This is a genomic window from Methylothermus subterraneus, from assembly GCF_054656915.1.
Genome location: NZ_BAAHXK010000007.1, coordinates 1 through 24,692, shown reverse-complemented (window position 1 = coordinate 24,692; position 24,692 = coordinate 1). Strand labels below are relative to the sequence as shown.

The window sequence follows — 24,692 nt, the reverse complement described above, 5'->3', positions numbered from 1 at the left end:
TATGTCTAAATTTAATTTCGCTTTATTTGCTTTATTGATCGCGGCCTTGGCAGCTGCGCCATGGGGAGAGGTGGAAGCCAAACGTCTAGGGGGCGGGCGCTCTTTTGGCGGCAGGCCCTCTTATAGCTACCCTTACCAGCGCTCGCTGCTTCCGCCCCAGCGGGCCACGGCGCCGGTCAAGGCGGCTGCAACCCCACAAACCGCCCGCCAACCTTTGCCCAATCGCTCCAGCCCTTTAGGCTGGCTGGCCCCATTCCTGGCCGGGGGACTTTTGGGCTGGCTCCTAGGCAGCGGCTCTTTTCAGCATCTGAATCTGGTGGATCTATTGGTTTTCGGCGGCATCGCTTTGGCCTTGGTTAAACTGCTGGCGCGCCGACGCCAGCCGGAGGAAGCGGCCTACCCTGCTGGAGCAACTTCCTCGGCCGCTGAAGGATCCGCTTCTCGCGCCTTCGATACCGACTTGTTGTTTAAGCGGGAGCACTTAAAGCCGCCTGTTGCTTCGAGTTTGGTCCATACGCCGGTCGATTTCGACCTAAACGACTTTCTCGACCAAGCCAAGGCGATCTTCCGGAAATTGCAGGCGGCCTGGAGCCAAGGGGAGTTGGCGGAGATCCGCGCCTTGACCACCGACGAGGCATTCATGGAAATCAAGGCCCAAAAAGAGTGCGGCGAGAGCGGAGCGGTGGAAGTATTGGCGCTTGAGGCCCAGCTTTTAGATTATCAGGAGACCGCCGACGCGCAGATGGCGGCGGTTCTGTTCGCTGCCACCCTCGCCGAAGAGGGCCAGGAACCGGAGCCAATCGAGGAAATCTGGCACTTCGTGCGCGCTAAGAACGCCGTCCGACCTATCTGGCGGCTCGACGGAATCCAGCAGATCGAAGGTTAAACCAAGCGCCGCTCGCGCGGCGCTTTTTGTAAACTCCTAAGGAGAAGGAGCGCCGACATCGGTCAAGGACAAGCCTTGCAGCTTCCAGTTGGAAGGCTCGGCCAAATCCCCGCCGGTGTGTTTGAGTTCGCACACGTAGTTTTTGCGGCCGGTTGCTCCGTTCGGCTCGGTCACATTGACCTGGGATTTGATCAAAAACCGGCCAAAACCGATGTCCCAAGCCTGATAGGCCGTGTTCTCGAAAGCCAGCGTTGCCTTCTCGTCAAATTTATCCTGGACGAAACGATTGCACTGCAATAACGCCATCGCGGTACGATCGTCGTGCACTTGGGTTGGCTCCCCACCTTGGGTAGAGTCCCCCGTAAACAATTCGCTATTGGCCACGGTGAGCACAAACGGCACGATGGCTTTATTTAAAATCACATACAAAGCAACGACGTAAACCGCCAGAAGCAGCAATGAGTATTTTTTTTGCAATAATTTTTGCCACATAGTTTTAAATCCCAAGCTTGTCTCGGAACAAAAGCATACCGACTCTACGCTCTTTTGACCACTATCATCTTGGCAGGTAAGAGAAAGAAAACAATGACTTGGCAGTATATAAAAGCCAGTATTCATGAGCTTATTATCGTGGGAATCACCTTTGGCAGCATTGCGCTGTGCCTATATTTTGATTCGCTGCACGATTTGGCGTTGCAAAACGCGTTGGGAAAGTGCGCCTGGGTGGTTTTGCTCGGCCTGCTCGTTTGGGAGACTGCCTTGGTCCGCTTACAAGTAGCGATCGCGGTTTTGTTTGCTACTTTGGGCGAGCATTTTGCTTCAGGTCTGATGCAAGGCTACATCTATTACTTTCATAACATTCCCGCCTACGTCCCTCCCGGCCACGGCATGGTTTACTTGACCGCAGTCGCCTTAGCCCGCGCGCCGATATTTCAAGCTTTTTACCGCCCGATCCGATGGGGGATGCTCTCGATCATGGGATTATGGTCGTTGTGGGGAATAACTCTGGCGGAAAGAGGCGATTGGGTCGGGATGTTGTTGTTTCTGGCGTATCTGCCCTGTGTGCTTTGGGGCCGAGCGCCTTTGGTCTACTTGGGCGCGTTTTTCGTCACTACCCACCTGGAACTTATTGGGACCGCGCTTGGAACCTGGACCTGGGTTGCGTCGGATCCGATCTTGTCTCTGCCTCAAGGCAATCCCCCAAGCGGCGTCGCTGCCTGGTATTGCCTGGTGGACGCCGTCGCGATGGGTGGGGCCACCTGGCTGACCGCGCAATGGCAGCGCGTTCGCGCTTTACCGGCCCGGATTCGAAGCGCCTTGACGCCGCCGGTATGGGTGCAAGCCGCCGCAGAAGACTGAAACCGATAAGGGGAAACGATATTTGCTTGACATTTAAGACGACCGGTCATATCGTTTTTTTATGGAACGCGATTTAGGCAAATGCGACAAGCGCAAAAAACTTCTCGATCAGGGGGTGCGCCTGCTCATGGAGCGCGGCTATCACGGGGCCGGTCTGCAAAAAATCTTAGCCGCGGTGAACATCCCTAAGGGGTCTTTTTACAATTACTTTCCGAGCAAGGAGGCTTTCGGCGCCGAAGTGATCCACCACTACATCGAACCGTTCATCCAGCAACTGGAAGATTTCTTGGCCGGACCGGACCCTGTGGTCGGCTTGCGCCGTTATTTTGAAACCCTGATCCAAGAGGCGATCGCCAACGACTTCAAAGGCGGCTGCTTGCTCGGCAACCTGATGGGCGAGATCGGCGATACCAGCGAGGTCTGCCGCTTGGCGCTCAAGCAAGCTGTAGACCGTTACCGGGACAAGCTCTGTGAGGGCCTAGCGCGGGCCCAAGCCCAAAGCAAAATCCGCACCGATTTGAGCGCTCTGGAATTGGCGGATTGGATGGTGAATTTTTGGCAAGGCGCTTTGCTGCGAATGAAAATCGAACGCTCGCCGGAGCCGCTTTATGCCTTTGTGCGCCATATTTTTGAACAGACGCTGCCCGGTTAATTTTTGCTCTGGTTACTCTCACCGACCCGGTCGTTTTAATCAACCTAAAAGGAGGTCCTTATGCCAAAGTACGTGATCGAACGCGAAATTCCCGGCGCCGGCGCGCTCTCTCCCGAAGAACTCCGCGCCATCTCGCAAAAGTCCTGCGGGGTCTTAAGCCGAATGGGACCTGCGATCCAGTGGGTAGAGAGCTTTGTCACCCAAGACAAAGTCTACTGCATCTACATCGCTCCCGACGCCGAGACGATCCGCGAGCACGCTCGGCAGGGAGGCTTTCCCGCCGACCGGATCAGTGAAGTCAAATCCATCATCGACCCGACCACTGCCGAGGATAAGTCATGCTGAAAATCGAATGGGACGAAAATCTCTGCTGCCACGCAGGAATCTGTGTAACCAGCCTGCCTGAGGTGTTCCGGGTCGAAGCCGGTCGCTTGCAGATCGACCCGGAAGCGGCCGAAGATCAAGAAATTCTTGCCGTGGTCGCGCGCTGCCCTTCCGGCGCCTTACAGGCGAGGGAAATCTCTGAGTAACAAAAAACAACTTCGAAGAGGTTATGCCATGCGCTTTCTGTGCTATATATTGGCCGGGTGGTTTGCCACCGCCTGGGCCGATGAAACTCCGCTCCCGCCCTATTTGGCCAAAATCACTGGGCAGGAGGATTTTGTCTACGTCTGGACTTTAGGGATGGAAGGATTGGGGGACGGTTCCGACAAACTGGTCACCATCGACGCCAATCCCAAGTCCCCAAGCTTCGGCAAGGTAATCCACACGGTCTCCGTCGGCGGCCGCCACGAGGCCCACCATGCGGATTTCACCGACGACCGCAAATACCTGTGGGCAGGGGGTCTAGATAGCAGCCGGATCTTCATCTTCGACGTCCACACCGATCCGGCCAAGCCGAAGCTGGTCAAGACCATCACCGATTTCGTAGCCAAAAGCGGCGGGGTGGTCGGACCCCACACCTTCTATGCCCTACCCGGCCGCATGTTGATCAGCGGTCTTTCTAACAACCAGGACTTCAAAGGCCGCACCGCGCTCGTGGAATACACTAACGACGGCGAATATATAGCCACCCATTGGATGCCGACCGCAGAAAACTTGCGCGGCGCGCGCCAAACCGGCCAATACGCCGACGGCTATGGCTACGACGTACGCGCCATGCCGCGGCTGGGCGTCTTGCTGACGTCCTCCTTTACCGGTCATCGAAACTACATGCGCGATTTCGGCGAGCTGATCCAAGACCCCAAGGCGATGCAAGAATTTGGCAACACGATGGTGGTGTGGGACCTGAAAGGCCTCCGCCCCAAATTGATTTTCGACGTCCCTGGGGCACCCTTGGAAATCCGTTGCGCCTGGCAGCCTGAGCACAATTACTGCTTTACCAGCACCGCCCTGACCGCCAAAATCTGGTTAATTTATTTGGATCCGCAAGGAAACTGGCAGGCCAAAGCGGTCGCCGACATCGGGGAACCTGAAAAAACGCCGCTGCCGGTGGACATCTCTATAGACAGCCAAGACCGCAGGCTTTGGGTGACCACCTTCGCCGACGGCAGCGCCCATTTATTCGACCTCTCCGACCCCTTTGCACCCAAAGAAATCTACCGTAAGAAAATCGGCGCGCAGGTGAATATGGTCTCGCAAAGCTGGGACGGCAAGCGGGTGTATTTCAGCTCCTCGCTTCTATCTAAATGGGACAAAAAAGGAAAAGACAACGAACAGTTCGTCAAGGCGTTTTACTTCGACGGCAAGCAGTTAATCCCCTTATTTGCCGTCGATTTCATCCAGGAAAAATTAGGCCGTCCCCATCTGATGCGTTTTGGGGCCAAAGCTTTATCCCCTTAAAGGATGCCCCTGGCCAAGGACGGCCCTACAGCACTTTGGGCGTTTTTTTAAGTCCGAGCAGGCGCAAGATCGAGCCGACAACTTGAAGACTAAAGCAAGCCCCAGCGACCAAGCGGTTGAACAAATAGCCGTTCAACTCCTTCCCCGGCATGCCGAAAAAACGGCGGCCAAGCCAGTCGAATAAATAAGGCGCCCCGAGGACCGCCACGACAAACCCCAACACCAGCATTCCCGAAAACAAAGGCGGAGAATCGAACAAGCCCAAAGGCTGACCGACAATTTCCTCCGCCGCTTCCCCTTTTTGGGAATGCAAATACGTAGCTACCGCCACGAGCAACGTTTGGGAAATTCTTTTAGCTTCCAACGCACCCCCTTTTTCTACCACCGCTTTGCTTCGCAGCGACCCTATCCTTTAGCTAGGCAGCGGTAAATCAGCTCCCGCGCGCGCTTCTGGTTGCTGAACAACACGTACGCCAACAGCCCCAAAAATCCCCCTATGAACAGGTCAAATACGCGCTTTGCCGCTTTGCTGGGACTAGGTGGCGCGGGCAAGGTCTGACCCCGCGGCCAGGTTTCCCCTTGAGCAAATTGATCCAGGCTTGGCGTATCTTCCCGCCCGAGGAAGGAGTCATAGACGATCGCCCCAAGCTCTCTCCACGTCTGACCCACCCCTAAGCTTCGGCCAGAAATCCCCCAAACCCCTGGGCCAAACGCGTGCAGGCCGTCGTTGCTGGTAAGCAAGCGCAGATCCAGACGCTGCCCGGGCGCCAGATCGAGCACATCGCGCATCACTTGAGCCAAGGGATGATGCTCTACGCCGTCGTAGTGCGTGATGGTTACCCGGTGACCTTCAAACGCAATCGCCACCGCATCGCTCTGGGCATTGAAAAGGCGCAATTTGATAACCTGATTCGGCCTGGTTATGATCGGGGATTCACGCAGGTTGTAAGGATATAAACGGCCGTTGAGCAACGCATAATCCGCACCGTTGCCCGCGTATCCCGCCAAACGCTCCGCAATCTGCTCGGGCTCGCCACCTCGCTGAAGAAGTTCGGACAACTTGTCATCCAGCGCCTGATATTGCAAATCGTATTCTTGATCGAATTGCTCGAGGATCCCTTTGGCCGGATGGCGAACCTTGCCGGCTCCTAAATTGAAAGTCTGCATCCAGTTATTAGGCCGGTTTTCTTCGACCACAAACATGCCTACCAAGCCCAGACCTACCTCAGCGGGTTGTTCGCTTTGGTAAAACATGGTACCAGGCTGCCTGGGAGTAAACTCATACATCACAGATTGGCCCGGCGGAACCGCTTTCTTCTTGAGCACAAAGGGATGATCGACCCCGAATAATTTAAAGGTATGCGGCAAATAATGGGTGTTTTCCAGAATAATGCGGACTTTATCCCCGGCCTCAACGCGAATCACCGGGGAAGGAAAACGCCAAGCGAAGGCCCGGTCTTGCGGCGCGAGCAAGCGCCGCTTAGGGGAAAACACCCACAGCGCCGGCTTAAGCTTTGGGGCAATCTCAAATTCGGGCATTCCTTCTTGCTTCGAGCCGTTGAGCTCGGCGATTTCCAGCCTGAGGGTGATTTCGTCCGGATCGCCGTCGCCGTCGCGGTCGTTCTCCTTGACCACCGCATCGGCGGCAAGGGGGGTGTTCATCAAGGTGGGAACGGCAACGCGGTTGGTTCCTTTGACGAAAGCGGCAATCTCAGATGGGTTGTCCGGCCAACAGACCCGCTCTTCCTGGATTTCGACACCTTCTACCGTTTGCGCGTTACGCCAGGCCTTAGGAAGACCTCCAGGGCAAAACGGTTCAGCGGCAAACCCAGGTGGTGACAGGCTCACTGCCACCACCTCGGATCCAACCAGCGTTAGGACGCCTACAGCCGCGAACAGGTAAGCCCGCATCAAGTTATTTTTTGATTTTGGTCAGGACGGCGTTTACTTTCTCCCGAAAACCGGCGCTGGACAGATAAAGGAAGTAAACCGCCGCTATGAAAATTACGGCGAAGATAATCAGGTTACGCAGCGAGGACTCACCCACGCCCACCTTAATAGGCAGATGGCTTTCGAAGGTTTTGCCGCTGGGATCGGCGAGTTTGACCTCGACCAAATAATCGCCGGCTTCCTGGAAGTTGACTACCGATTCTACAATCCCGGTCTTAAACGGCTCGGGAGGACGCTTGAAAATGCTCTGATCCCCTTTTTTGACCTCAATCTCGATGGTCATTGCCTTGATTTGCCTATCTAAATCGAGCTTTGCTTTTTGCGCGGTAGACCCTTCCAAAGACTCATAATCGAATACGAGATGCGTTGACCCTAAACCGGGGATTTCGGTACAAAACCTTGCGTCCCCGGTAAGCTGGGGCTGATACGCCGAGAACATCAAGGTGAAATCTCCGATCGCAAGCCGACACCCGCCACCGACCGTGCCGCCACCGCCGCCGTCGGCAAAGGCGGCAGCACTCAAGAAAATCGCCCAGGATATTGCAACAAACCGGATCGCGATGGTCAGCATAGCTCTCCTCCGCTCGTTGTGGTTATTGTGTTAAGTACCGGGGTATTGTGCCAAATCATCAGGACCGAATCCAGCTTAAAAAAATCAGCCCTAGAGAGGAAAGGAAAACGCGGCGGGAGCAAAGTGGCTACGGGTGGATTCGAACCACCGACACCAGCATTATGAGTGCTGTGCTCTAACCACCTGAGCTACGTAGCCTTAAGTTAGGGTAAGCATTATAGCCAAAGGGTAGGTTATTTTTCAAGGCGAAATTATTTAGCCTTGCCCTATAGGGTAAGGTTGCTTATGCTCTACTTGGTCGAGCAGGAGGAGGGAGTTTTTATGATCCCTGGGTTTATCGGACGGGTGCCTGTTTACGACCGGGCGCTTAACTTATTTGCCTATGAACTTCGCCCTTGCAGCCTTCCCAGCCAAGACGAGGCACGGCTTGAAACGTTCTTAGCCCAAATTTGGCAAACGCTACGCCTTGAACGTCTTACCGGCGGCAAAGCCGGCTTGATCCAGTTACCTGTATCGCTGCTTCGGCAATTGCCCAACCGGCCTTGGTCATCTACCAAACTGATCCTTTATCTGCCTCAGGAAGCATTATCCTGCCTTGCCTCTCAAGATTTAAACCACTTAGCGAAACAGCACTATCTAATTGCGATCGGCAGCCAAAGCTACGACTCCGCGTTAGCCCAAGACCTGGAATGCGCAAAAATTTGGGCGCTGCCGGCCGATTCTGCTCCCGCAATCGAATCCCACGTGCACGATCTTCATGCCCGTGGAATTCAGTTGCTCGCCCGTAACATAGAGACCCGTCACCAATACGATGCTGCTTGCGCGGCCGGATTCGATTACTTCCAGGGCCGCTACTTCGAACGCCCCCGCCTGATCCATGGAACCCACCTGCCGGCTAACCGACTTGCGCTCCTTAAGCTCATCGCCCGTCTGTACGATCCGGACGCTACCATCGAGGAAATCGAGGCCATTATCGGCCAGGACATGACCCTGAGTTATAAATTGTTGCGTTTAATCAACGCCGCCTTTTACGGCCTGCCCAAAAAGGTCGACTCCCTTCGCCGCGCTGTGGTTTTCCTCGGTTTGAACCGAATCAAACACTGGGCCGCGGTGATTTTGGTCAATGCCATCGACTACCGCCCCCGCGAATTGTTGATCACCGCCTTGGTCCGCGCGCTGACGTGCGAGGCGATCGCCCACCAACTTGGCCACAGCGACGTCGAGCCGTGCTATATCGCCGGCTTGTTTTCCCTGCTCGATGCGATCATGGACGCCCCGATGGAAGAGATCCTGCGCCACATCAACCTGCTCGATGAGATCAATCAGGCCCTGCTGTACGGCAGCGGCCCACTAGGCCCTGTGCTGCAAACCGCCTTGAGCTTAGAATACGGTCTGTGTCATAAATTGCCGCTGACCGGGCTTGACTTAGAAAGTCTATTAAAGGCTTACTTAGACGCGGTCGACCAGGCCGAAGCCGTTCGCCACCAATTGCAAATGCAAGCAACGTAAGAGTTTTCCTATGCCCAAGCTGCTTACCGCCACCCGAATCCTCGAGCGCACCATGCCGGCCACCACTCGCCGCCTGTTGGTTTACGGGGCGATCGCGCTGGCCTATTTGGCCTCCGTTTTGCTGGGTGCCGGGACTTTCTATGGCCTCGCTTCTTTCGCCAAAAATCCATCCCTTTGGGGCCAACTCGGAGCGATCTTTGGACTGAGCGCGTGCATTTATGCGATTCGCCAAACCCGCGCCGTTCTATTTTATCGGGTCGAGCTAATCCATCTGAGCGCTATGGTCAAACGGCTAACCGATCAGGAGTTGCCCTCGGGAAAAGAACAGCTAAAAATCCTCGATGCCTTCGTTTTTGGGCTTTTTCCCTCGGCCCAGGCGAGCTTTTCCTGCTATCTGCAAACCCGGCAATTCGTTCTGGAAAGCTTTGGCTACTTCCCTCCCGGCAACCGCATCGTTCAATTCTTACCTAAACCTTTGGCCGGCTGGCTGCAACGGGGACTAAGCGCGAGCCTATTTGGCAAGCCGGGTGCCGAAGCCTTGTTGGCGCTTGCGTGCAAAGCGGGTCGTTTAGGCGATGTGCGCCGGGGCGCGGTGGTCTGGTGCGAGCGCTATCGAGAGATTTTGCCGCACGCTCTGCTTGCCGGCGCTTTCTTGTATGGCCTGGCGCTGGTTGCCTTCTGGCTGCTCCTGAAACCGGTGGCATGGGTAGACGCGGCCCTTCCCACCGATCTAGGGGTCTGGCAATACGTCTTCGCGCTGATTTTGACTTATTGGATCAAAGCCGCCTTTCTGGACCCGATCGTAACCGCCGCGATGACCATCACCTTGCTGGAGCTGGAGAAAGAAACGCAGGTTTCTGACCAAACCACGCAAGCCTGGAGCGCCAAGCTGCCCAGTCTGGCTCGGTTGCTTTGCGCTTGAATTTAAACCATCCGTTTAGGGTAAGGTCAAATGACTTGTGCTTTGATTTTCTTGGGCTGAAATGGACCGCAAAGACCCAAAGCCGGTGCGCGTTGCTTGTACCGTGCGCGCCCGTATTCCTAATCGGTACGGCGAGTTTACCCTGCATTACTACGAAAACGACTTAGATCGCAAGGAACATCTGGCATTGGTCAAAGGCGAAGTCAAAGGCCAAAGCGAGGTGCTCGTCCGCCTCCACTCCGAGTGCCTCACCGGCGATGTGTTCGCTTCCAAACGTTGCGATTGTGGAGAGCAACTGGCCGAGGCCATGCGCCTGATCGGGCAGGCGGAACGCGGGGTGCTTTTGTATCTGCGGCAAGAAGGCCGGGGCATCGGGCTGTTTAAGAAGCTTCAAGCCTATAATCTGCAGGATCAAGGCCTAGACACCGTGGATGCCAACCTGAAATTGGGCCACCAACCCGACGAGCGCGACTACCGCATTGCTGCCTTAATCCTCAAGGATCTCAAGGTCCGCTCGGTACGCCTAATTACCAACAACCCGCACAAAATCGAAGAGCTTGAACAATACGGCATCCGGGTAAGCGAAAGGATCCCGATCGAGGTCGGGCACACCTTTGAAAATCTCCATTACCTCAAAACCAAAGCGGAAAAGATGGCCCATCTTTTGAGTCTGAAAAAACTGGACAAGGCCGATTCGCCCTAAGCCAAGTCCAACATCCGATCCAAGGCCAACCTCGCCAAGTGCGCGCTTTCTTCCGGCACCAAGATCCGGTTGACGACGTTCCCCGCCACCAAGTTTTCCAGCACCCACGCCAGATGCTGCGGGTCGATGCGGAACATAGTAGAACACATGCACACCATGGGCGACATGAAATGCACGTCCACGCCTTTAGGTTTCATCTCCTTGCGCAAGCGGTTGACCAGGTTGAGCTCGGTTCCCACCAGCCAGCGCGATCCGGACGGTGCGCTGCGTACGGTCTTGAGGATGGTTTCGGTCGAGCCAATATAATGGCTTTTCTGGCAGACCTCGAAAGCGCACTCGGGATGGGAGATTACCTGCGTTTCCGGATAACGCGCTAAGAACTGGTCTACGTGCTCGGGACGGAACATCTGATGCACAGAGCAATGCCCCTGCCAGAGGAGGAGCTTGGCGTTTAGGATTTTTTCCCTCGTCAATCCTCCTAAAGGTTTACCCGGCTGCCATACGACCATTTCGGAGAGGGCGATCCCCATGCGGTAGGCCGTATTGCGCCCTAGGTGCTGGTCGGGAAAGAACAGCACCTTATCCCTTCGAGCCCAGGCCCACTCTAAAATTTGCGCGGCGTTGCTGGAAGTGCACACGATCCCGCCGTGGCGGCCGCAGAACGCCTTAAGATCCGCAGCCGAATTGATGTAAGTTACCGGCGTGACCGTCGCCTCCACATCCAGTATTTGCCCGAGCTCGCGCCAGCACTGCTCTACTTTGACCAGATCGGCCATGTCCGCCATGGAACAACCGGCAGCCAAATCCGGCAGGATCGAAATCTGCTCGGGCCGCGATAGGATATCGGCCACCTCGGCCATGAAGTGCACCCCGCAAAAGACGATGTACTTGGCCTTAGAGCCCGCCGCCTGGCGCGAGAGCTTGAGCGAGTCGCCAGTAAAATCGGCGTGGCGGAAGACTTCATCGCGCTGATAATGGTGGCCTAAGATCACCACTTCATCGCCCAGCTTGGCTTTGGCGGCCTGAATGCGGGCTTCGCATTCAGCGTCTTCAAGCAGGGCGTAATCCTGGATCGCCAGAGTTTGCGCCATAGGTTTTGCAGAGGCAAGTGTTAGGAAAGCTTGCGCAATTGGATTCCGAGTTCGCGCAGTTGTTCCTCGCTGACTTTAGCCGGCGCATCCACCATCGGACAAGCGGCCGTCTGCGTCTTAGGAAAAGCCATCACTTCGCGGATGGTCTTGGAACCGGTCATCAGCATCACCAAGCGGTCCAAGCCAAAAGCGATGCCGCCGTGCGGTGGACAGCCGTATTTGAGCGCCGTCAGAAGAAAGCCGAATTTTTCTTCCGCCTCTTCCGGGCCTATCCCTAAAAGCTCAAACACCGCCTGTTGCATCGGCTGGGTGTGAATCCGGATCGATCCGCCGCCGATTTCGACGCCGTTTAAAACCATATCGTAAGCCCGAGACAGCGCTCTTTTCGGGTCAGCTTTGAGTTCCTCGATGGAACAGGCCGGCGCGGTAAAGGGATGGTGCAAAGCCACCCAGCGCTTTTGCTCCGCGTCCCATTCAAACATGGGAAAGCGGATTACCCACAGCGGCCGCCACCCCGGCGCTACCAGGCCGCGCTCGTGGCCGAGCCGGACCCTAAGCGCCCCCAGCGCGTCATTGACTACCTTGGCCTTGCCGGCGCCGAAAAATAGAATGTCGCCGGATTGGGCTTCAGTCCTCGTCAAAATGGCCTCGATCACCGCATCCGGCAGAAACTTTAAGATCGGTGAGACAAGCCCCTCGCGCCCGCGGTCGCGCGCGTTGACCTTGATGTAGGCCAGCCCCTTGGCGCCGTAGTTGGCGACAAAGGCCGTCAACTCCTCGATCTCCTTACGGCTAAGGTCTCCCCCTCCAGGCAGGCGCAGAGCCGCCACTCTTCCTTCCGGATCGCTTGCCGGCTCGGCAAACACCTTAAACTCCACCCCGCGCATCCGATCGGTCAGCTCGACCAACTCCAGAGGAATGCGTAGATCCGGCTTATCGCTGCCAAAGCGCGAGAGGGCTTCCGAATAGGGGAGGCGGGGGAAAGGATCGGGCAAATCGACCTTTAAAACCTCCTGGAACAGCTCGCGGATCATTTCCTCCATCAGCGCCATGATCTCGTTTTCGTCCATGAACGAGGTTTCGATGTCGAGCTGGGTGAACTCCGGCTGGCGGTCAGCGCGCAAATCCTCGTCGCGAAAACAGCGCACGACCTGGTAATAGCGGTCAAAGCCCGCGATCATCAACAGCTGCTTGTAGAGCTGGGGGGATTGCGGCAGGGCATAGAAGGCGTGCGGATGCAGCCGGCTCGGAACCAGATAGTCGCGCGCACCTTCGGGAGTCGCCTTGGTCAAAAACGGCGTTTCGATTTCGTAAAACCCGTGTTCGTCTAGGAATCGGCGCAGGACCCGGACAATGTCGCGGCGAGCGCGGAGTTTGGCCTGCATTTCCGGGCGGCGCAGATCCAAATACCGGTAGCGCAGGCGGATCTCCTCGCTGATCGGAATTTCGCTGTCGATAGGAAACGGCGGAGTCTCGGCGCGGTTGAGAATTTCAAGGTCTGAGACCAACACCTCGATTTCCCCGGTTGGGAGGTTCGGGTTCTCGGTCCCAGGAGGACGATGCCGGACCGTGCCGCGCACTCTGACCACATACTCGCTACGTACTTGCTCGGCGCAGGCAAAAGCCTGCGGCGTCGAGGGGTCCACCACCGCTTGCACGATTCCCTCTCGGTCTCTAAGATCGATAAAAATCACTCCGCCGTGGTCGCGCCGACGGTGTACCCAGCCGCACAACGCCACTTCTTGCCCAATATGGCTAGAATTTAGTTCCCCGCACCGATGAGTTCGCATCATAAGTTGGCCTAAGTTTAAAGAAAGTGATCGTAAAAGCAGGTGGGGACGGGCGCAAAACCCGCCCATTCGAATCAAGCCGCTTCGGATTTTGACTCTTTGGCAGGTTCAGGTCGGTCAGCCAAGTTGCGTTTCTTTTCCGAATCCTTTTTAAAATCGGTTTCGTACCAACCGCCTCCTTTGAGCCGGAACCCGGCGGCCGATACCTGCTTGACTAAACTCGGCGTAGAACACTCAGGGCATTCGCGCAAAGGCGGATCGCTCACCTTTTGCAACGCTTCCAAAGTGTGGCCACAGCTTTGGCACGTGTACTCGTAGATTGGCATACAACACCTCCTTAGGCTCTAACTTAACTGATTTAAGTGGAGACGCCAAAAGCGCTTTTCAAGCGCCAAGCTTTACTGCATCCTAGATGCATCTGTTCTAATTAACCTGAGGATGCGCGCTTTCACCCTTACCCGCCCCGACGACTGGCATCTGCACCTGCGCGACGGCGCCTTGCTCAGGCAAGTAGCTCCTTTCAGCGCCGCGCAGTTCAAGCGGGCGCTGGTCATGCCCAATTTGCGCCCCCCCCTTACCCGGGTCGAGCAGGCGCTGGCCTATCGCGCGCGGATTCTCACCGCCGTTCCTAAAGCCAGCGGCTTTGAACCTTATCTTAGCCTGTATCTCACCGCTGCCACCCCGGTTAAAGAAGTCGCTTACGCCAGCCGATTCCCTGAGATATTGGGGTTTAAGCTCTATCCGGCCGGAGCGACCACGCACGCGGAAGCCGGCATAGAGCGCTTGGAAAGCGTCTATCCGCTTCTTGAAGCCATGGAGCGCCACGATTTGGTCCTGCAGATTCACGGCGAAGTCACCGACCCTGAGGTCGATATCTTCGACCGGGAAAAGATCTTCATCGAGCGCGAACTCATTCCCATCATCAAGCGTTTTCCCAACTTACGCATCGTCCTCGAACACCTTACCACCCAAGAGGGGGTGGAGTTTGTGCTCAGCGCTCCGGCCACCCTGGCCGCGACGATCACCGCGCATCATCTGCTCTACAACCGCAACGCCCTCTTCGCCGGCGGCCTCCGCCCGCACCACTATTGCCTGCCGGTGCCAAAACGCGAACCTCACCGCCAAGCCCTGCTGCGCGCTGCAACCTCCGGCAACCCCAAGTTTTTCCTAGGCACCGACAGCGCCCCCCACCTGCGCCGGGACAAAGAGGCGGCGTGCGCCTGTGCCGGGTGCTTTACCGCCCCCATCGCTTTGGAGCTGTACGCCGAAGCCTTCTCCCAAGCCGGGGCCTTAGACAAACTGGAGGCCTTTGCCAGTTTCCACGGAGCAGATTTTTACCGCCTGCCCCGCAACCGGGAGACCGTCACTTTAGCTCCCGCTTCTTGGAGCGTACCCGAAGTGTATACCGGGGAAGGCGGTGAGATCGTGCCCCTGCGCGCCGGCGAAACCCTAGGCTGGCGCCTCATCCCCAATCCCTATTCGGATTCCTCCAGCTCCTTTTCGAATTCTTCGAACTCTTCCTCGCGGAGCGGCGGCTCGCCGTCGTAGACTAAGTATTCGCGGCGCTGGAAATAGGCATTGCGGATGAACGAGTAGCGGTCTAACGCCGCCTCGTCCAAGACTTCGGTGGCTTTTAGGTTGTCGGCGCGCAAATCGACGGTCTTTAGCCCATACAAACCCACCCGTGCCGGCAACACGGTGTAAGAAATCGGATTTAGAAAACCGTCGGCGACGTTGCCCACCGCATCGCGCGGCGTCATCGGCCCGAGGAAAGGCAAAACCAAATAAGGCCCGTTCGGAACCCCCCATACCGCCAGAGTTTGACCGAAGTCCTCCTCGTGCCTTTCTAAGCCCAAGCGAGAGGCCACGTCGATCAATCCCCCTGCCCCCACGGTCGTATTTACCACCAGGCGTGCCGCGTCCTGTCCGCCATGGGCGAATTTGAACTGCAACAGGTCGTTGACGGTCACAGCGATATCGCCCAGGTTGTTGAAGAAATTGCTGACCCCGTCATCGACGAAATCCGGGGTCACCCACCGATAACCTTGGGCGATGGGTTTCATCACGTAGTCGTCCAACGTGTCGTTGAACTTCTGCATGCTGCGGTTGAACGGTTCGATCGGATCGCGGGGGTCTCCGTGGCTGGCGCAGCCTACGATCCCGGCCCAAATCCAGGCCGCTACGCTCAGGCTGAGCCAAGTTGCAATTGAGGTTTTATTGTTCATATTGTTATCGCTGCCCAAATCTACCGATTGCGCTCTAAAACATAGCATATTCGCGAAAGCGCTTAAAATCCTGACGCAAATTTAAGCTACACTGAAGCTTTTTCAAAGCCATCCCCGATGACACAAACCTCACCTGCAAAGCTTCGCATGGCCACCCGCTTTCGCGGGTATTTGCCCGTGGTCGTCGACGTCGAAACCGCGGGCTTTAACCCCCAAAAGCACGCGCTGCTCGAGATCGCCGCCGTCATTTTAAAAATGGATGAAAGGGGCTTTTTAGCGATCGCTGAAGTCCACAGCGCGCACGTCAAACCTTTCCCGGGGGCGGAGCTTGATCAAGCCGCGCTCGAGTTCAACGGCATCAACCCCCACCACCCTTTGCGGATCGCGCTGGAAGAAAAAGACGCCTTGCTCAAGATCTTTCAGCCGGTGCGCGCGGCGATCAAGCAAAACGGCTGCACCCGCGCCATCCTGGTGGGGCACAATCCAGCCTTCGATTTAAGCTTTGTCAACGCCGCGGCTGAACGCTGTGGGATCAAGCGCAATCCGTTCCACCCCTTTAGCACTTTCGACACCGCTACTTTGAGCGGCTTGGTTTTCGGCCAGACAGTGCTCGCCAAAGCCGCCCAAGCCGCTGGGATCGCATGGGATGCAAAGGAAGCCCACAGCGCCCGCTACGATGCGCAAAAGACCGCCGAGCTCTTCTGCGCCATCGTCAACCGTTGGGAGAGCCTAGTCCGCGCCGCGCCGGCTTGATCCGGGCTCTAAGCGACCTACTTAGGCCAAAAGCTTCTGCAATTCCCCGCGGCGATACAGCTCGACCAGAATGTCGCAGCCGCCCACGAGCTGGCCTTTCACGTACAACTGCGGATAGGTGGGCCAGTTGGAATAGGACTTTAAAGCCTCGCGCAATTCCGGATCTTCCAGGACGTTGACGTAAGCGTATTCTACGCCTAGGGCGTTCAAGATCTCCACCGCCCGGCCGGAAAAACCGCACTGCGGAAAGTCCGGGGTGCCTTTCATGTACAAAATGACAGGATTCTCTTTAAGCTGCCGTTCAATGCGTTCGATTACGTTCATGGCTGCTATCCACTGGGTTTAAAAACTTGAGTTATTTTATCAGAAATCCGCCTCCCGCGAGGAGAGAGCGCGTGCATTTCCAGCCTTCGCCCTTCGCCTTCGAGCTGCAAACGGATCGCCAAATCGGGAGGCGGCAAAAACCCTTCACCCTGCTCTGGCCATTCGATAAAACCTACGGTGTCGGCCCCAAAATACTCCCTAAACCCCATCCATTCCAGTTCTTCGGGGTCGGCGAGGCGGTAGAGATCAAAGTGAACCACCGGGAAACGGCAGACGGCGTAAGTTTCTACCAAGGTAAAGGTGGGGCTTTTGACCTTGCCCGTAAACCCGAGCGCCCTTAAAAAAGCGCGCACTAAGGTCGTCTTGCCGGCCCCCAAAGGGCCCTGAAGGTAAATCACCGTCCCCGGCTCCGCCGCCTGCGCCAGCGCCTTGGCAAACGCCGCGGTCGTCTCAGGATCGGGCAGATAAAAGCTCAACGGTTGACCAGCCGCTTCAGCCACGGCAGAAGATCGCTCGCGAGCATGCCCCGCTCGCCTTCGGCGGCGGCCGCATCGGCGGCGGCGGCGTGCAAGGCGACGCCCATCCGCGCTGCCTCCAATGGGCTCAAGCCCTGCGCGATGAGGCCGGCGATCGTCCCGGTTAGCACGTCCCCCATCCCGCCAGAAGCCATGCCGGGATTGCCCAAGGCACACACCCAAGGAGTCTGGCCGGTCGCCCCGACCAGAGTGCCGGCGCCCTTAAGCACCACCACCCCGCCGTAGCGCCCGAGCAAACCGGCTAAGGCCGCAAAGCGATCGCGTTGCACCTCGGCCGAAGTCACCCCCAACAGCCTGGCGGCCTCCCCGGGATGCGGCGTCAGGACCCAAGCCTCGCGCTTTTGCGGCGATTGGGCCAGTAGGTTTAAAGCGTCGGCGTCCACCACGAGCGGCAGGGAGCTTGCCAGAACCGTCCCAAGCAAAGCCTTGGCCCAGGAGGTTAAGCCCAACCCCGGCCCGATCGCCACCACCGTGGCCCGCCCGAGCAACCCTTCAAGTTCTCCAGGGCTTTCTACCCCGTGCGCCATGATCTCCGGCCGTCCCAGATGGATCAACGCCGCGTGGGCTTTGCGCGTGGCCACGCTCACCAGCCCTGCCCCCACCCGCAACGCGGCCTCGGCCGCCATGTGCGCCGCGCCGGTGAAACCGGCCTCCCCGCCGATCACCAGCACGTGGCCGAAATGGCCCTTGTGCGCGGTGCGCCGGCGCGCCGCGAGCAGGTTGCGATACCCTAAAAGCCACGCAGCGGGCCTGCCTCCGGCCGGGAGGGCTTCCGCCACTTCCAAATCGGCGTACCAGACCTTGCCGGCGCACGCCGGCCCCTCGCCGGTGAACAGCCCCTGTTTCAAACCGATGAACGTGACGGTGGCTAAAGCTTCCACCGCACAGCCCAAAATGGCGCCGGTGTCGGCATGGAGGCCTGAGGGGATATCGATCGCCAGCACCCCGCCGGAAAACTCAGCGATTTTGGCGATGGCTTGCGCGTACCGTCCTTCGACCGGGCGGTCTAGACCCGTGCCGAGCAGGGCGTCGACCACCACGTCAAAGCCTTCGAGCTTGGCCGGCAGAGCTTCGCTCACCTCTCCGCCCGCTGCCCGGTACGCCTGATAGGCCAAGGCCGCATCTCCAGATAAACGCTCCGGCGGGCTCAAAGCAAAAACCTTGACGGCAAGCCCGGAATCGAGCGCGCAGCGCGCCAGAATGTAGCCGTCGCCGCCGTTGTTGCCGCCGCCGCACAGCACCGCTATGCTTTTGGCCTGCGGCCAATGTTTTTGCAACACCGCAAAGGCGGCGCTGCCGGCCCGCTGCATGAGCACGCTCCCCGGCACGTTAAGGTGCTCGATAGCGTAGCGGTCCATGGCGCGCACCTGCGCGGCACGATAGAGGGCTTCAGGCAAGTTATCGGTCAACATGAACGCTCCTTGGACAGCGCTAAAACAGCAAATTCAAACCTGGGGCAAAGCGCTTTCGTTTGACGCCATCGGCATAGCCAGCATCGATCTTAACGCAGCCAGCGCGCGATTCAAGCGCTTTTTGGCAGCAGGCTGGCACGGCCAGATGGATTATTTGGCCAAACACGGGGAAAAGCGCTTTCGTCCTGAGCTTCTCGTCCCCGGCACCGTATCCGTAATCTGCGCGCGCCTCAACTACCTTCCCGAACCGCTTCAAGCCATGCGCCAGGCGCTAGGCGACCCAAACCGCGCCTACCTCTCCCGCTACGCCCTAGGGCGCGATTATCACAAGCTGATCAAAAGGCGGCTTTTGGTCTTGGCGCGCAAGCTCGAGGAGAGGATCGGGCCGTTCGGCTATCGGGTGTTTTGCGACAGCGCCCCGGTCCTCGAAAAACCTCTGGCGCAGCAGGCAGGGCTTGGATTCTACGGCAAACACACCAACCTGATCGCGTTCCAGCAAGGCTCCTTCTTTTTCCTCGGCGAAATCTACACCGACCTGCCCTTGCCGCCCGATCCTCCCCTGCCCAAAAGCTATTGCGGAAGCTGCCGGGCGTGCCTTGAGGTCTGCCCCACCCAAGCCATCGTCGCCCCATACCAGCTCGACGCCCGGCGCTGCATTTCCTACCTCACGATCGAGCTTCACGGGCCGATTCCCGAAGAGCTTCGCCCCAAAATCGGCAACCGCGTGTTCGGCTGCGACGACTGCCAGCTCGTCTGCCCTTGGAACCGCAAAGCGCAGCTTACCAAAGAGCCCGATTTCCTGCCGCGCCACGGCCTGGAAAAGGCGTCTTTGGTGGAGCTTTTCGCCTGGAGCGAGGCCGAATTTCTCGCCAAGACCGAAGGCTCGGCGATCCGCCGCCTGGGATACGAGCGCTGGCTCAGGAACCTGGCCGTGGGGCTTGGCAACGCCCCCCCTTCCCTTAAGGTTCTCAGCGCCCTCAAAGCGCGCCTGAATCACCCTTCGGCGCTCGTGCGCGAGCATGTAAGCTGGGCGCTCGCAAAGCATACCGCTCAGCTTAAAACCTCCGCCACCGCGACTTGAATTTGAGGGTCCAAAACCGCCTTGATCCCCTCGCCCGGTTTAGCCACAAGCTTTTGCCCATACCCTTGAGGCTGCGGCTGGCGATAGGCTTCGATCTGGTTCTGGGTGAGATCTACCAACCACACCTCGGGGATGGCATAACGGGCGTACAAGGGAAGCTTGACCGTGCGGTCATAGGTTAAGGAAGTATCGGCCACTTCGATCAAAAGCAGCACGTCTTGCGGTCTTGGGTGCGCCTGCGCGTAGTTTCGGTCTTTGACCACCGCAATATCCGGCTGCGGCTGGGATTCCTCAGAAAGGCAAATGGGATCTTGCACGCGCACCAAAGACCGGCTGCCTTTGACCAAGATACGTACCAGGCGGCTTACACACTCTGCATGTCGGGCTCCCACCGGCGCCATCTCAAAGATCTCCCCTTCAATCAGCTCCAGGCGGTCGTCTTCGGCAAAAACCCCAGCCTCGACCATGCGCTGAAACTCCGCCGTGGTAATCCGATGGCGCCTAGGATAAACGCTTGCGGCCATAACTACCCCTAGAGTGCGGTTTCAATTTATCGCCAAGGCCACATCGCCGCAAGCGTTCCGTCGCGGCGCTTAGCGTGCCAGAGCGCCATCCCCAAATGGACGCTCAAGTAACCCAGAACGCCCCAAGCCAAGGCTTGATGCCAAACCTTTAAAAACTCTAAGCGCGCCGGCAGCTCTCCGTTTGGGGAGAGCAGCAAAAACATCGTCAGGCCAATTAAGCCTTGCACGCTCACCAACAACAACCCTAAACCTTGCACCAAGCCGGCCAGACCCGTGCGCACTCCCCCCGCCCGCGGCTCAAAGCGAAAAAGCGCACGCACGTCCAAAACCACCTCTCGCCAGGCTTTTTTATCCCTAGGCCAAAGGCGCGCCAAACCGCCGTCGTGCCCTTGCGCGAGCCAGCCCCAGTGGAACAGAACCCCCCCCAAGAGCATGAGCCCAAGCAACTCGTGCCCTAAGGCCAGCCACGGACGGAGATTTCCTTTAAACGCGGTAAGGCCCAAACCGAGGCCAAGCTCCAGGCTGACCAAAACCGCCAACCCCAAGTGCAGCCACCTTAAGGTAGCCGACCAAACTTGAGGGTTTTTGCTATAGTTGACTTGAGGCAACTTTGCCTTCTCCCCGCCGGTTGCCGCTCTCTTGCCTTGTCCCCGCAAGGATTAAAAAAAATCCCAGCGGAGGCAAAGCTTATGAAGACCTTTCCCCTTCCCAGCCTGGACCTTGCGGAAATCCAACAGCGCATGGCGTTTTTGGAGTTGACCGAAGCCGATGCGGCGCTCTTGCGCCAACACCGTAAGGCGCTTACCCGCGCTGCTGGCCAAATCCTCGACGATTTTTACGCCCATCTTCTGAAATTTCCCGAACTCCAATCGTTACTCGCCAAATCGGAAACGCTCGGGCACCTTAAAAAAGTCCAGCGCCGCTACTGGCAAACGCTGGTCTCTGGACGCTACGACGCCCAATACGTCGCCGACCGCCTGAAAATAGGCGCCGCTCACCAGAAAGCCGGCCTTAAGCTCCAATGGTACACCGGCGCCTACGCCTGGTTCCTAAGCCGGCTCGCTGAAATCGTAGCCCAGAAAGAGGGCTTTGCCCCAGAACGGCAAGCTGCGCTGCTTGGCGCGCTGATCAAACTGGTCTTCTTCGACCTGAGCCTGGCCGTTGAGACTTACGTGGCTGCCGACCAAGCGGCCCTCGAGGCGATAAAAACCCACCTCCAGCGCGTCTTAAACACCGTCCCCGATACCCTTTTGACCTTGGACGCCCAAGGGACCATCCAAGCCTGCAATCCCGCCGCCGAACGCCTCTTCGGCCAGCCGCAAGGGCAGCTTCTAGGCCAGAAGCTTAACGCCTTGCTGGCCGACGAATTCGACCGGCCCTTGGCGATCCATTCCGTGTTGACCCATTTGTGGCGCCCAGGCAGCGCCCCTTTGGCAGCCCTTGCGCTCACAAACCAAGGGCAAGTGCCCGTCGAGATCACCGTCGCGCCCCTTCCCGGCGAGGACCTGCCTTGCTATCTCGCCGTCGTGCGCGACGTCCGCCGGCAAAAGCAGGCCGAACAAGAGCTCTTGCGCTTGGCCCAATTCGACCCTTTGACCGCGCTGCCTAACCGCAGCTTGTTTTTGGACCGGCTGGCGCAGGAGGTGGCCCGTGCCTGCCGCCACCGCAGCCTGCTGGCGGTGCTGTTTTTAGACCTCGACGACTTCAAACACATCAACGACAGCTTTGGCCACTTGAGCGGCGACCTGGTGCTCAAGCAAGTCGCACAGCGCCTCAAAAAGGCCTTGCGCAAAACCGATACCGTCGCGCGCTTCGGCGGCGACGAATTCGTCTTGTGCTTACCGGACCTTAAAAGTCCAGAAGAGCCTCTGCCGATCGCGACCAAGCTCCTTGAGACCTTCGCCGCGCCTTTTCGCCTGGAAACCCAAGAGGTATTCGTTAAAGCCTCGGTCGGCATCGCCCTTTATCCCCACCACGGCAGCGACCCCCACACCTTGCTCAAACACGCCGACGCCGCCATGTATGAAGCCAAGCGCCAGCGCCTCGGACCCTATTGCTACAACGCCGCCCTGGAACACGCCGCCATCCACAAGCTTACCTTGGAAGGGGAGCTGCACCGAGCCCTAGAGCGGGAGGAATTTTACCTGGTCTACCAACCGCAGGTGGATCTTCGGGGCCGGATCGCGGGCGTGGAGGCGCTGTTGCGCTGGCGCAATCCTAGCTTGGGGGAGGTTCCGCCGGCGCGCTTCATCCCTTGTCTGGAACACTCCGGCCTCATCTTCCCGGTGGGGGAATGGGTCTTTCAGACCGCTTGCGCGCAACTTAAGCAATGGCAGGAAAGTTTGGGGGTGGAACTTACCCTCGCGGTCAACGTCTCGGCGCGCCAAATCGCCCAGCCCGATTTTCCCGAAATCGTCTACCGGGAACTCGTGCGCTTTGGGATCGACCCCGCGCGCCTGGAGCTTGAGGTTACCGAGAACACGCTCTTGGAGCCAAGCGAACTCGTTGTAGGCAACCTGGAGACCTTGCGCGCCATGGGTGTGCTCCTCGCGATTGACGATTTCGGCACCGGTTACTCCTCGCTCGGGTGCCTGAAACGCTTTCCCTTCCGTACTTTAAAGATCGACAAAAGCTTTATTCAGCATCTGGAAACCGAAAAAGACTTAGCGCTCGCTTCCCACCTCGTGGGGATCGGCAAAAGCCTTGGACTTTGCGTCGTCGCCGAAGGGGTGGAAACCAAACCTCAGCTCGATCTCGTCCTAAAGCTTGGCTGCGATCGGGTGCAAGGGTATTTTTTCTCCCCGCCGCTGGAACCGCAAAAACTTTCGCCCAAACTCAAGGCGATCCCCTGCCCGCCGAACTAATCCGACCCCGCCTGATGCCCCAAGCCGTTCAAAACCTCTTCCGCCTGCACCACCTGCAAGGCCAGCTCGTAGACCTTGCGCCGCTCGCTCCTGGCCTTCTGGCGCAAAAGCTCAAATGCTTGGTGATGCGGCATCTTGCGGCGTTCCATCAGGACGCCGATGGCCTGGTTGATCACCCGGTTGCTTGCCAGCGCCTCCTCGAGCTCGGCCTTTTTGGCTTTATACGCGCTAAGCCTGTGCGCCAGCGCGGCGGCCTTCAGCGCCGGAACCAGCTGCGCGACGGTGAGCGGCTTGACCAGATACCCCAACCCCCCGGCCTCCAGCGCCTGGCTCACCGCCACCTGATCGTCGTAGGCCGACAGGAACAGAACCGGGACGCCATGCTCGCGGTCCAAAATTTTAGCCAGTTCAGGCCCGGAAAGGTCGGGCAGGCGCACGTCCACCAGCGCGAGCTCGGGTTTAACGCTTGCGACCAGCGCAAGCGCCTCGCGACCGCAAGCCGCCTGCGCCACCTCAAAGCCGTGCGCGGCAAGCCCTTGGGCCAAAGTTGCCCGCACCAGGGCGTCGTCCTCTACGACCAGGATCTTCATACCCTTCCTTTTGACTAATTTTTTTTATTATGCCGGAAACTTTTAGCGCTTGTCAGGATTGTCCGTGCTTTTGCTTTGAGCTTGGCACCGCTTTTGCCATCTCCCTTACCGGGCAGATCCTTAAAGTCAGCCCCACTCTGGCCGAAGAGTTAGGCTATCGCCAGGCCGAGCTTGAAGACAAAAGCCTAAAGGCGCTGCTTGGCCCTGAAGGCTTAACGGCGGCACGCGCCTTTTTGTCTTTTTCCGATAGGACCCAATTCGCCGTCCGCCTGCGGGCGCGAGGCGGCGAGCTTATTCCCGCTTTGCTGTTTGCCTGCCGGTTTAAGGACCACGTCAAGGTCTGGGTCAAGCTCGGCGAACGAGCCACAGAACGGCAAAAACGCGAGCTGTTAATCCGCGAAGTCCACCACCGGATCAAAAACAACCTGCAGGGCATCGCGGGTTTGCTCTACAACCAGGCGCTCGCCCATCCGCAGCTTAAAGAGCTTCTGGAAACCCCGATCCGCCAGATCAACGCCATCGCTCAGCTTTATAGCCTACGCAGCCAAGGACAAGACCGGGTGTTTTTGTGCCAGCTGTGCCAGATCATCGCCCAGGCCGGCTTAAGTCTGAGCCAAGTCGCGCTCACCTTAGACATCCCTTACCTGCAAGCCATCGAAGTGCAGGACCAAGAGGCAGTGAGCATCGCCTTGGTCTTAAACGAGCTTTTGGCCAACGCCATCAAACACGGCCAGGGGCCGATCACCCTTAGCCTGCGCAAACAGGCTGAGGAAGCGCAGGTCCGCATCCAGAACCCAAGCCCCAAGCCGCCGGCCTTCGATCTTGCCCAAGGCGTGGGCTTGGGCACCGGTTTGCAGCTGGTCAAGGCGCTGCTTCCCCAAGACGGCTCGGCTACCTTAACCTTCGCTTGGGAGGCCGGGGAAATGACCGCCGCTTTGAGCTTGCGCCCCCCCTTGGTGCGCTTTGTACGCCAAAGTGGGCTATAGTTAGTGGGATCGATTTCGCATAGCCTGGCTACCCCGCCCCTGTAGCCTCTGCCATCCGTTCTCGGCTGCCTTACCGTTGCTCAAACCCTACCCAAATAAGTCAGGTTTGATTCCTGCTTCAC

Annotated in this window: 28 protein-coding genes and 1 tRNA gene; 14 read left to right on the top strand and 15 right to left on the bottom strand. The window is 57.9% G+C overall.

Features of this window, described 5'->3' with window-relative positions; translation table 11 throughout:
- Position 1 precedes the first annotated feature (1 nt).
- Positions 2-886, top strand: coding sequence for a Tim44 domain-containing protein (locus ACYQ3M_RS07670; RefSeq protein ID WP_460035483.1), 885 nt, complete (start codon positions 2-4; stop codon positions 884-886).
- Between the two features lie 36 nt (positions 887-922).
- On the opposite strand, the gene ACYQ3M_RS07665 is transcribed toward ACYQ3M_RS07670, so the two are convergent.
- Complete coding sequence (locus tag ACYQ3M_RS07665; RefSeq protein WP_460035482.1) at positions 923-1,378, bottom strand: hypothetical protein; 456 nt, start codon at positions 1,376-1,378, stop codon at positions 923-925.
- A gap of 93 nt (positions 1,379-1,471) precedes the next feature.
- On the opposite strand from ACYQ3M_RS07665, the gene ACYQ3M_RS07660 reads away from it, so the two are divergent.
- The 5 genes from ACYQ3M_RS07660 to mtoX all read left to right on the top strand — a co-directional run bounded on the left by ACYQ3M_RS07660 (position 1,472) and on the right by mtoX (position 4,739).
- Entirely contained in the window at positions 1,472-2,245 is a 774-nt protein-coding gene (locus tag ACYQ3M_RS07660; protein WP_460035481.1) for a hypothetical protein, read from the top strand.
- Between the two features lie 61 nt (positions 2,246-2,306).
- Positions 2,307-2,897 carry a TetR/AcrR family transcriptional regulator gene (locus ACYQ3M_RS07655; protein ID WP_460035480.1) on the top strand — a complete coding sequence of 197 codons (591 nt, stop codon included), beginning with the start codon at positions 2,307-2,309 and terminating at the stop codon, positions 2,895-2,897.
- A 60-nt stretch (positions 2,898-2,957) separates the two neighbouring features.
- Entirely contained in the window at positions 2,958-3,242 is a 285-nt protein-coding gene (locus tag ACYQ3M_RS07650; protein WP_460035479.1) for a DUF4242 domain-containing protein, read from the top strand.
- Complete coding sequence (locus ACYQ3M_RS07645; protein WP_460035478.1) at positions 3,236-3,427, top strand: (4Fe-4S)-binding protein; 192 nt, start codon at positions 3,236-3,238, stop codon at positions 3,425-3,427. Before ACYQ3M_RS07650 ends, ACYQ3M_RS07645 begins: the two co-directional genes overlap by 7 nt.
- A gap of 28 nt (positions 3,428-3,455) precedes the next feature.
- Positions 3,456-4,739 carry a methanethiol oxidase gene (mtoX, locus tag ACYQ3M_RS07640; protein ID WP_460035477.1) on the top strand — a complete coding sequence of 428 codons (1,284 nt, stop codon included), beginning with the start codon at positions 3,456-3,458 and terminating at the stop codon, positions 4,737-4,739.
- 25 nt (positions 4,740-4,764) lie between these two features.
- On the opposite strand, the gene ACYQ3M_RS07635 is transcribed toward mtoX, so the two are convergent.
- The 4 genes from ACYQ3M_RS07635 to ACYQ3M_RS07620 all read right to left on the bottom strand — a co-directional run bounded on the left by ACYQ3M_RS07635 (position 4,765) and on the right by ACYQ3M_RS07620 (position 7,458).
- The gene (locus ACYQ3M_RS07635; RefSeq protein ID WP_460035476.1) at positions 4,765-5,103 is read right to left on the bottom strand and encodes a hypothetical protein; all 339 of its coding nucleotides are present in this window, start codon (positions 5,101-5,103) and stop codon (positions 4,765-4,767) included.
- A gap of 41 nt (positions 5,104-5,144) precedes the next feature.
- Positions 5,145-6,650 carry a multicopper oxidase domain-containing protein gene (locus tag ACYQ3M_RS07630; protein WP_460035475.1) on the bottom strand — a complete coding sequence of 502 codons (1,506 nt, stop codon included), beginning with the start codon at positions 6,648-6,650 and terminating at the stop codon, positions 5,145-5,147.
- Positions 6,651-6,654: 4 nt separating this feature from the next.
- On the bottom strand, positions 6,655-7,260 hold the full coding sequence (locus tag ACYQ3M_RS07625; protein ID WP_460035474.1) for a hypothetical protein: 606 nt from the start codon (positions 7,258-7,260) through the stop codon (positions 6,655-6,657).
- A gap of 124 nt (positions 7,261-7,384) precedes the next feature.
- Positions 7,385-7,458, bottom strand: a tRNA-Met gene (locus ACYQ3M_RS07620).
- A 123-nt stretch (positions 7,459-7,581) separates the two neighbouring features.
- Between ACYQ3M_RS07620 and ACYQ3M_RS07615 the strand changes: the two genes are divergently transcribed.
- The 3 genes from ACYQ3M_RS07615 (at position 7,582) to ribA (ending at position 10,394) form a co-directional block, all read left to right on the top strand.
- Positions 7,582-8,769: an EAL and HDOD domain-containing protein gene (locus ACYQ3M_RS07615; RefSeq protein ID WP_460035473.1), complete on the top strand. Its 1,188-nt coding sequence runs from the start codon at positions 7,582-7,584 to the stop codon at positions 8,767-8,769.
- Positions 8,770-8,779: 10 nt separating this feature from the next.
- A complete protein-coding gene (locus ACYQ3M_RS07610) occupies positions 8,780-9,691 on the top strand; it encodes a hypothetical protein (RefSeq protein WP_460035472.1) in 912 nt (303 codons plus the stop codon).
- 61 nt (positions 9,692-9,752) lie between these two features.
- Complete coding sequence (gene ribA, locus ACYQ3M_RS07605) at positions 9,753-10,394, top strand: GTP cyclohydrolase II (protein ID WP_460035471.1); 642 nt, start codon at positions 9,753-9,755, stop codon at positions 10,392-10,394.
- Here ribA and nadA read toward each other — a convergent pair.
- The 3 genes from nadA to ACYQ3M_RS07590 form a co-directional block, all read right to left on the bottom strand.
- Positions 10,391-11,485, bottom strand: a complete 1,095-nt coding sequence (nadA, locus tag ACYQ3M_RS07600) for a quinolinate synthase NadA (RefSeq protein ID WP_460035470.1) — start codon at positions 11,483-11,485, stop codon at positions 10,391-10,393. The genes ribA and nadA overlap by 4 nt on opposite strands.
- A 20-nt stretch (positions 11,486-11,505) precedes the next feature.
- On the bottom strand, positions 11,506-13,275 hold the full coding sequence (aspS, locus tag ACYQ3M_RS07595) for an aspartate--tRNA ligase (RefSeq protein ID WP_460035590.1): 1,770 nt from the start codon (positions 13,273-13,275) through the stop codon (positions 11,506-11,508).
- A 74-nt stretch (positions 13,276-13,349) separates the two neighbouring features.
- Positions 13,350-13,601: an FmdB family zinc ribbon protein gene (locus ACYQ3M_RS07590; RefSeq protein ID WP_460035469.1), complete on the bottom strand. Its 252-nt coding sequence runs from the start codon at positions 13,599-13,601 to the stop codon at positions 13,350-13,352.
- 112 nt (positions 13,602-13,713) lie between these two features.
- Here ACYQ3M_RS07590 and pyrC point away from each other — a divergent pair, with 112 nt between their 5' ends.
- Positions 13,714-14,823 carry a dihydroorotase gene (pyrC, locus tag ACYQ3M_RS07585; RefSeq protein ID WP_460035468.1) on the top strand — a complete coding sequence of 370 codons (1,110 nt, stop codon included), beginning with the start codon at positions 13,714-13,716 and terminating at the stop codon, positions 14,821-14,823.
- Here the strand turns inward: pyrC and ACYQ3M_RS07580 are convergent.
- The gene (locus ACYQ3M_RS07580) at positions 14,751-15,500 is read right to left on the bottom strand and encodes an MlaA family lipoprotein (protein WP_460035467.1); all 750 of its coding nucleotides are present in this window, start codon (positions 15,498-15,500) and stop codon (positions 14,751-14,753) included. The two genes, pyrC and ACYQ3M_RS07580, sit on opposite strands and share 73 nt — an antisense overlap.
- Before the next feature lie 147 nt (positions 15,501-15,647).
- Between ACYQ3M_RS07580 and rnt the strand changes: the two genes are divergently transcribed.
- Positions 15,648-16,253: a ribonuclease T gene (gene rnt, locus ACYQ3M_RS07575; RefSeq protein ID WP_460035466.1), complete on the top strand. Its 606-nt coding sequence runs from the start codon at positions 15,648-15,650 to the stop codon at positions 16,251-16,253.
- Positions 16,254-16,274: 21 nt separating this feature from the next.
- Here rnt and grxD read toward each other — a convergent pair whose 3' ends face one another.
- From grxD to ACYQ3M_RS07560, 3 genes are read right to left on the bottom strand one after another with little or no spacing between them, the layout of a single operon-like run.
- Positions 16,275-16,577 (bottom strand): Grx4 family monothiol glutaredoxin, encoded by a 303-nt coding sequence (gene grxD, locus ACYQ3M_RS07570; protein WP_460035465.1) that lies wholly within the window; start codon positions 16,575-16,577, stop codon positions 16,275-16,277.
- Positions 16,578-16,582: 5 nt separating this feature from the next.
- On the bottom strand, positions 16,583-17,053 hold the full coding sequence (tsaE, locus tag ACYQ3M_RS07565) for a tRNA (adenosine(37)-N6)-threonylcarbamoyltransferase complex ATPase subunit type 1 TsaE (protein ID WP_460035464.1): 471 nt from the start codon (positions 17,051-17,053) through the stop codon (positions 16,583-16,585).
- Positions 17,050-18,525 carry an NAD(P)H-hydrate dehydratase gene (locus ACYQ3M_RS07560; RefSeq protein WP_460035463.1) on the bottom strand — a complete coding sequence of 492 codons (1,476 nt, stop codon included), beginning with the start codon at positions 18,523-18,525 and terminating at the stop codon, positions 17,050-17,052. Before ACYQ3M_RS07560 ends, tsaE begins: the two co-directional genes overlap by 4 nt.
- On the opposite strand from ACYQ3M_RS07560, the gene queG reads away from it, so the two are divergent.
- Positions 18,524-19,606: a tRNA epoxyqueuosine(34) reductase QueG gene (queG, locus tag ACYQ3M_RS07555; RefSeq protein ID WP_460035462.1), complete on the top strand. Its 1,083-nt coding sequence runs from the start codon at positions 18,524-18,526 to the stop codon at positions 19,604-19,606. The two genes, ACYQ3M_RS07560 and queG, sit on opposite strands and share 2 nt — an antisense overlap.
- Here the strand turns inward: queG and ACYQ3M_RS07550 are convergent.
- Both ACYQ3M_RS07550 and ACYQ3M_RS07545 read right to left on the bottom strand, forming a co-directional pair.
- The gene (locus ACYQ3M_RS07550; protein WP_460035461.1) at positions 19,576-20,130 is read right to left on the bottom strand and encodes a Uma2 family endonuclease; all 555 of its coding nucleotides are present in this window, start codon (positions 20,128-20,130) and stop codon (positions 19,576-19,578) included. The two genes, queG and ACYQ3M_RS07550, sit on opposite strands and share 31 nt — an antisense overlap.
- Positions 20,131-20,156: 26 nt before the next feature.
- Positions 20,157-20,738 carry a cytochrome b/b6 domain-containing protein gene (locus ACYQ3M_RS07545; RefSeq protein WP_460035460.1) on the bottom strand — a complete coding sequence of 194 codons (582 nt, stop codon included), beginning with the start codon at positions 20,736-20,738 and terminating at the stop codon, positions 20,157-20,159.
- A gap of 81 nt (positions 20,739-20,819) precedes the next feature.
- Between ACYQ3M_RS07545 and ACYQ3M_RS07540 the strand changes: the two genes are divergently transcribed.
- Positions 20,820-22,994 carry an EAL domain-containing protein gene (locus tag ACYQ3M_RS07540; RefSeq protein ID WP_460035459.1) on the top strand — a complete coding sequence of 725 codons (2,175 nt, stop codon included), beginning with the start codon at positions 20,820-20,822 and terminating at the stop codon, positions 22,992-22,994.
- Here ACYQ3M_RS07540 and ACYQ3M_RS07535 read toward each other — a convergent pair.
- Positions 22,991-23,584, bottom strand: coding sequence for an ANTAR domain-containing response regulator (locus tag ACYQ3M_RS07535; protein ID WP_460035458.1), 594 nt, complete (start codon positions 23,582-23,584; stop codon positions 22,991-22,993). The two genes, ACYQ3M_RS07540 and ACYQ3M_RS07535, sit on opposite strands and share 4 nt — an antisense overlap.
- Positions 23,585-23,613: 29 nt before the next feature.
- On the opposite strand from ACYQ3M_RS07535, the gene ACYQ3M_RS07530 reads away from it, so the two are divergent.
- On the top strand, positions 23,614-24,570 hold the full coding sequence (locus tag ACYQ3M_RS07530) for a sensor histidine kinase (RefSeq protein ID WP_460035457.1): 957 nt from the start codon (positions 23,614-23,616) through the stop codon (positions 24,568-24,570).
- The last annotated feature ends 122 nt before the right edge of the window (positions 24,571-24,692 follow it).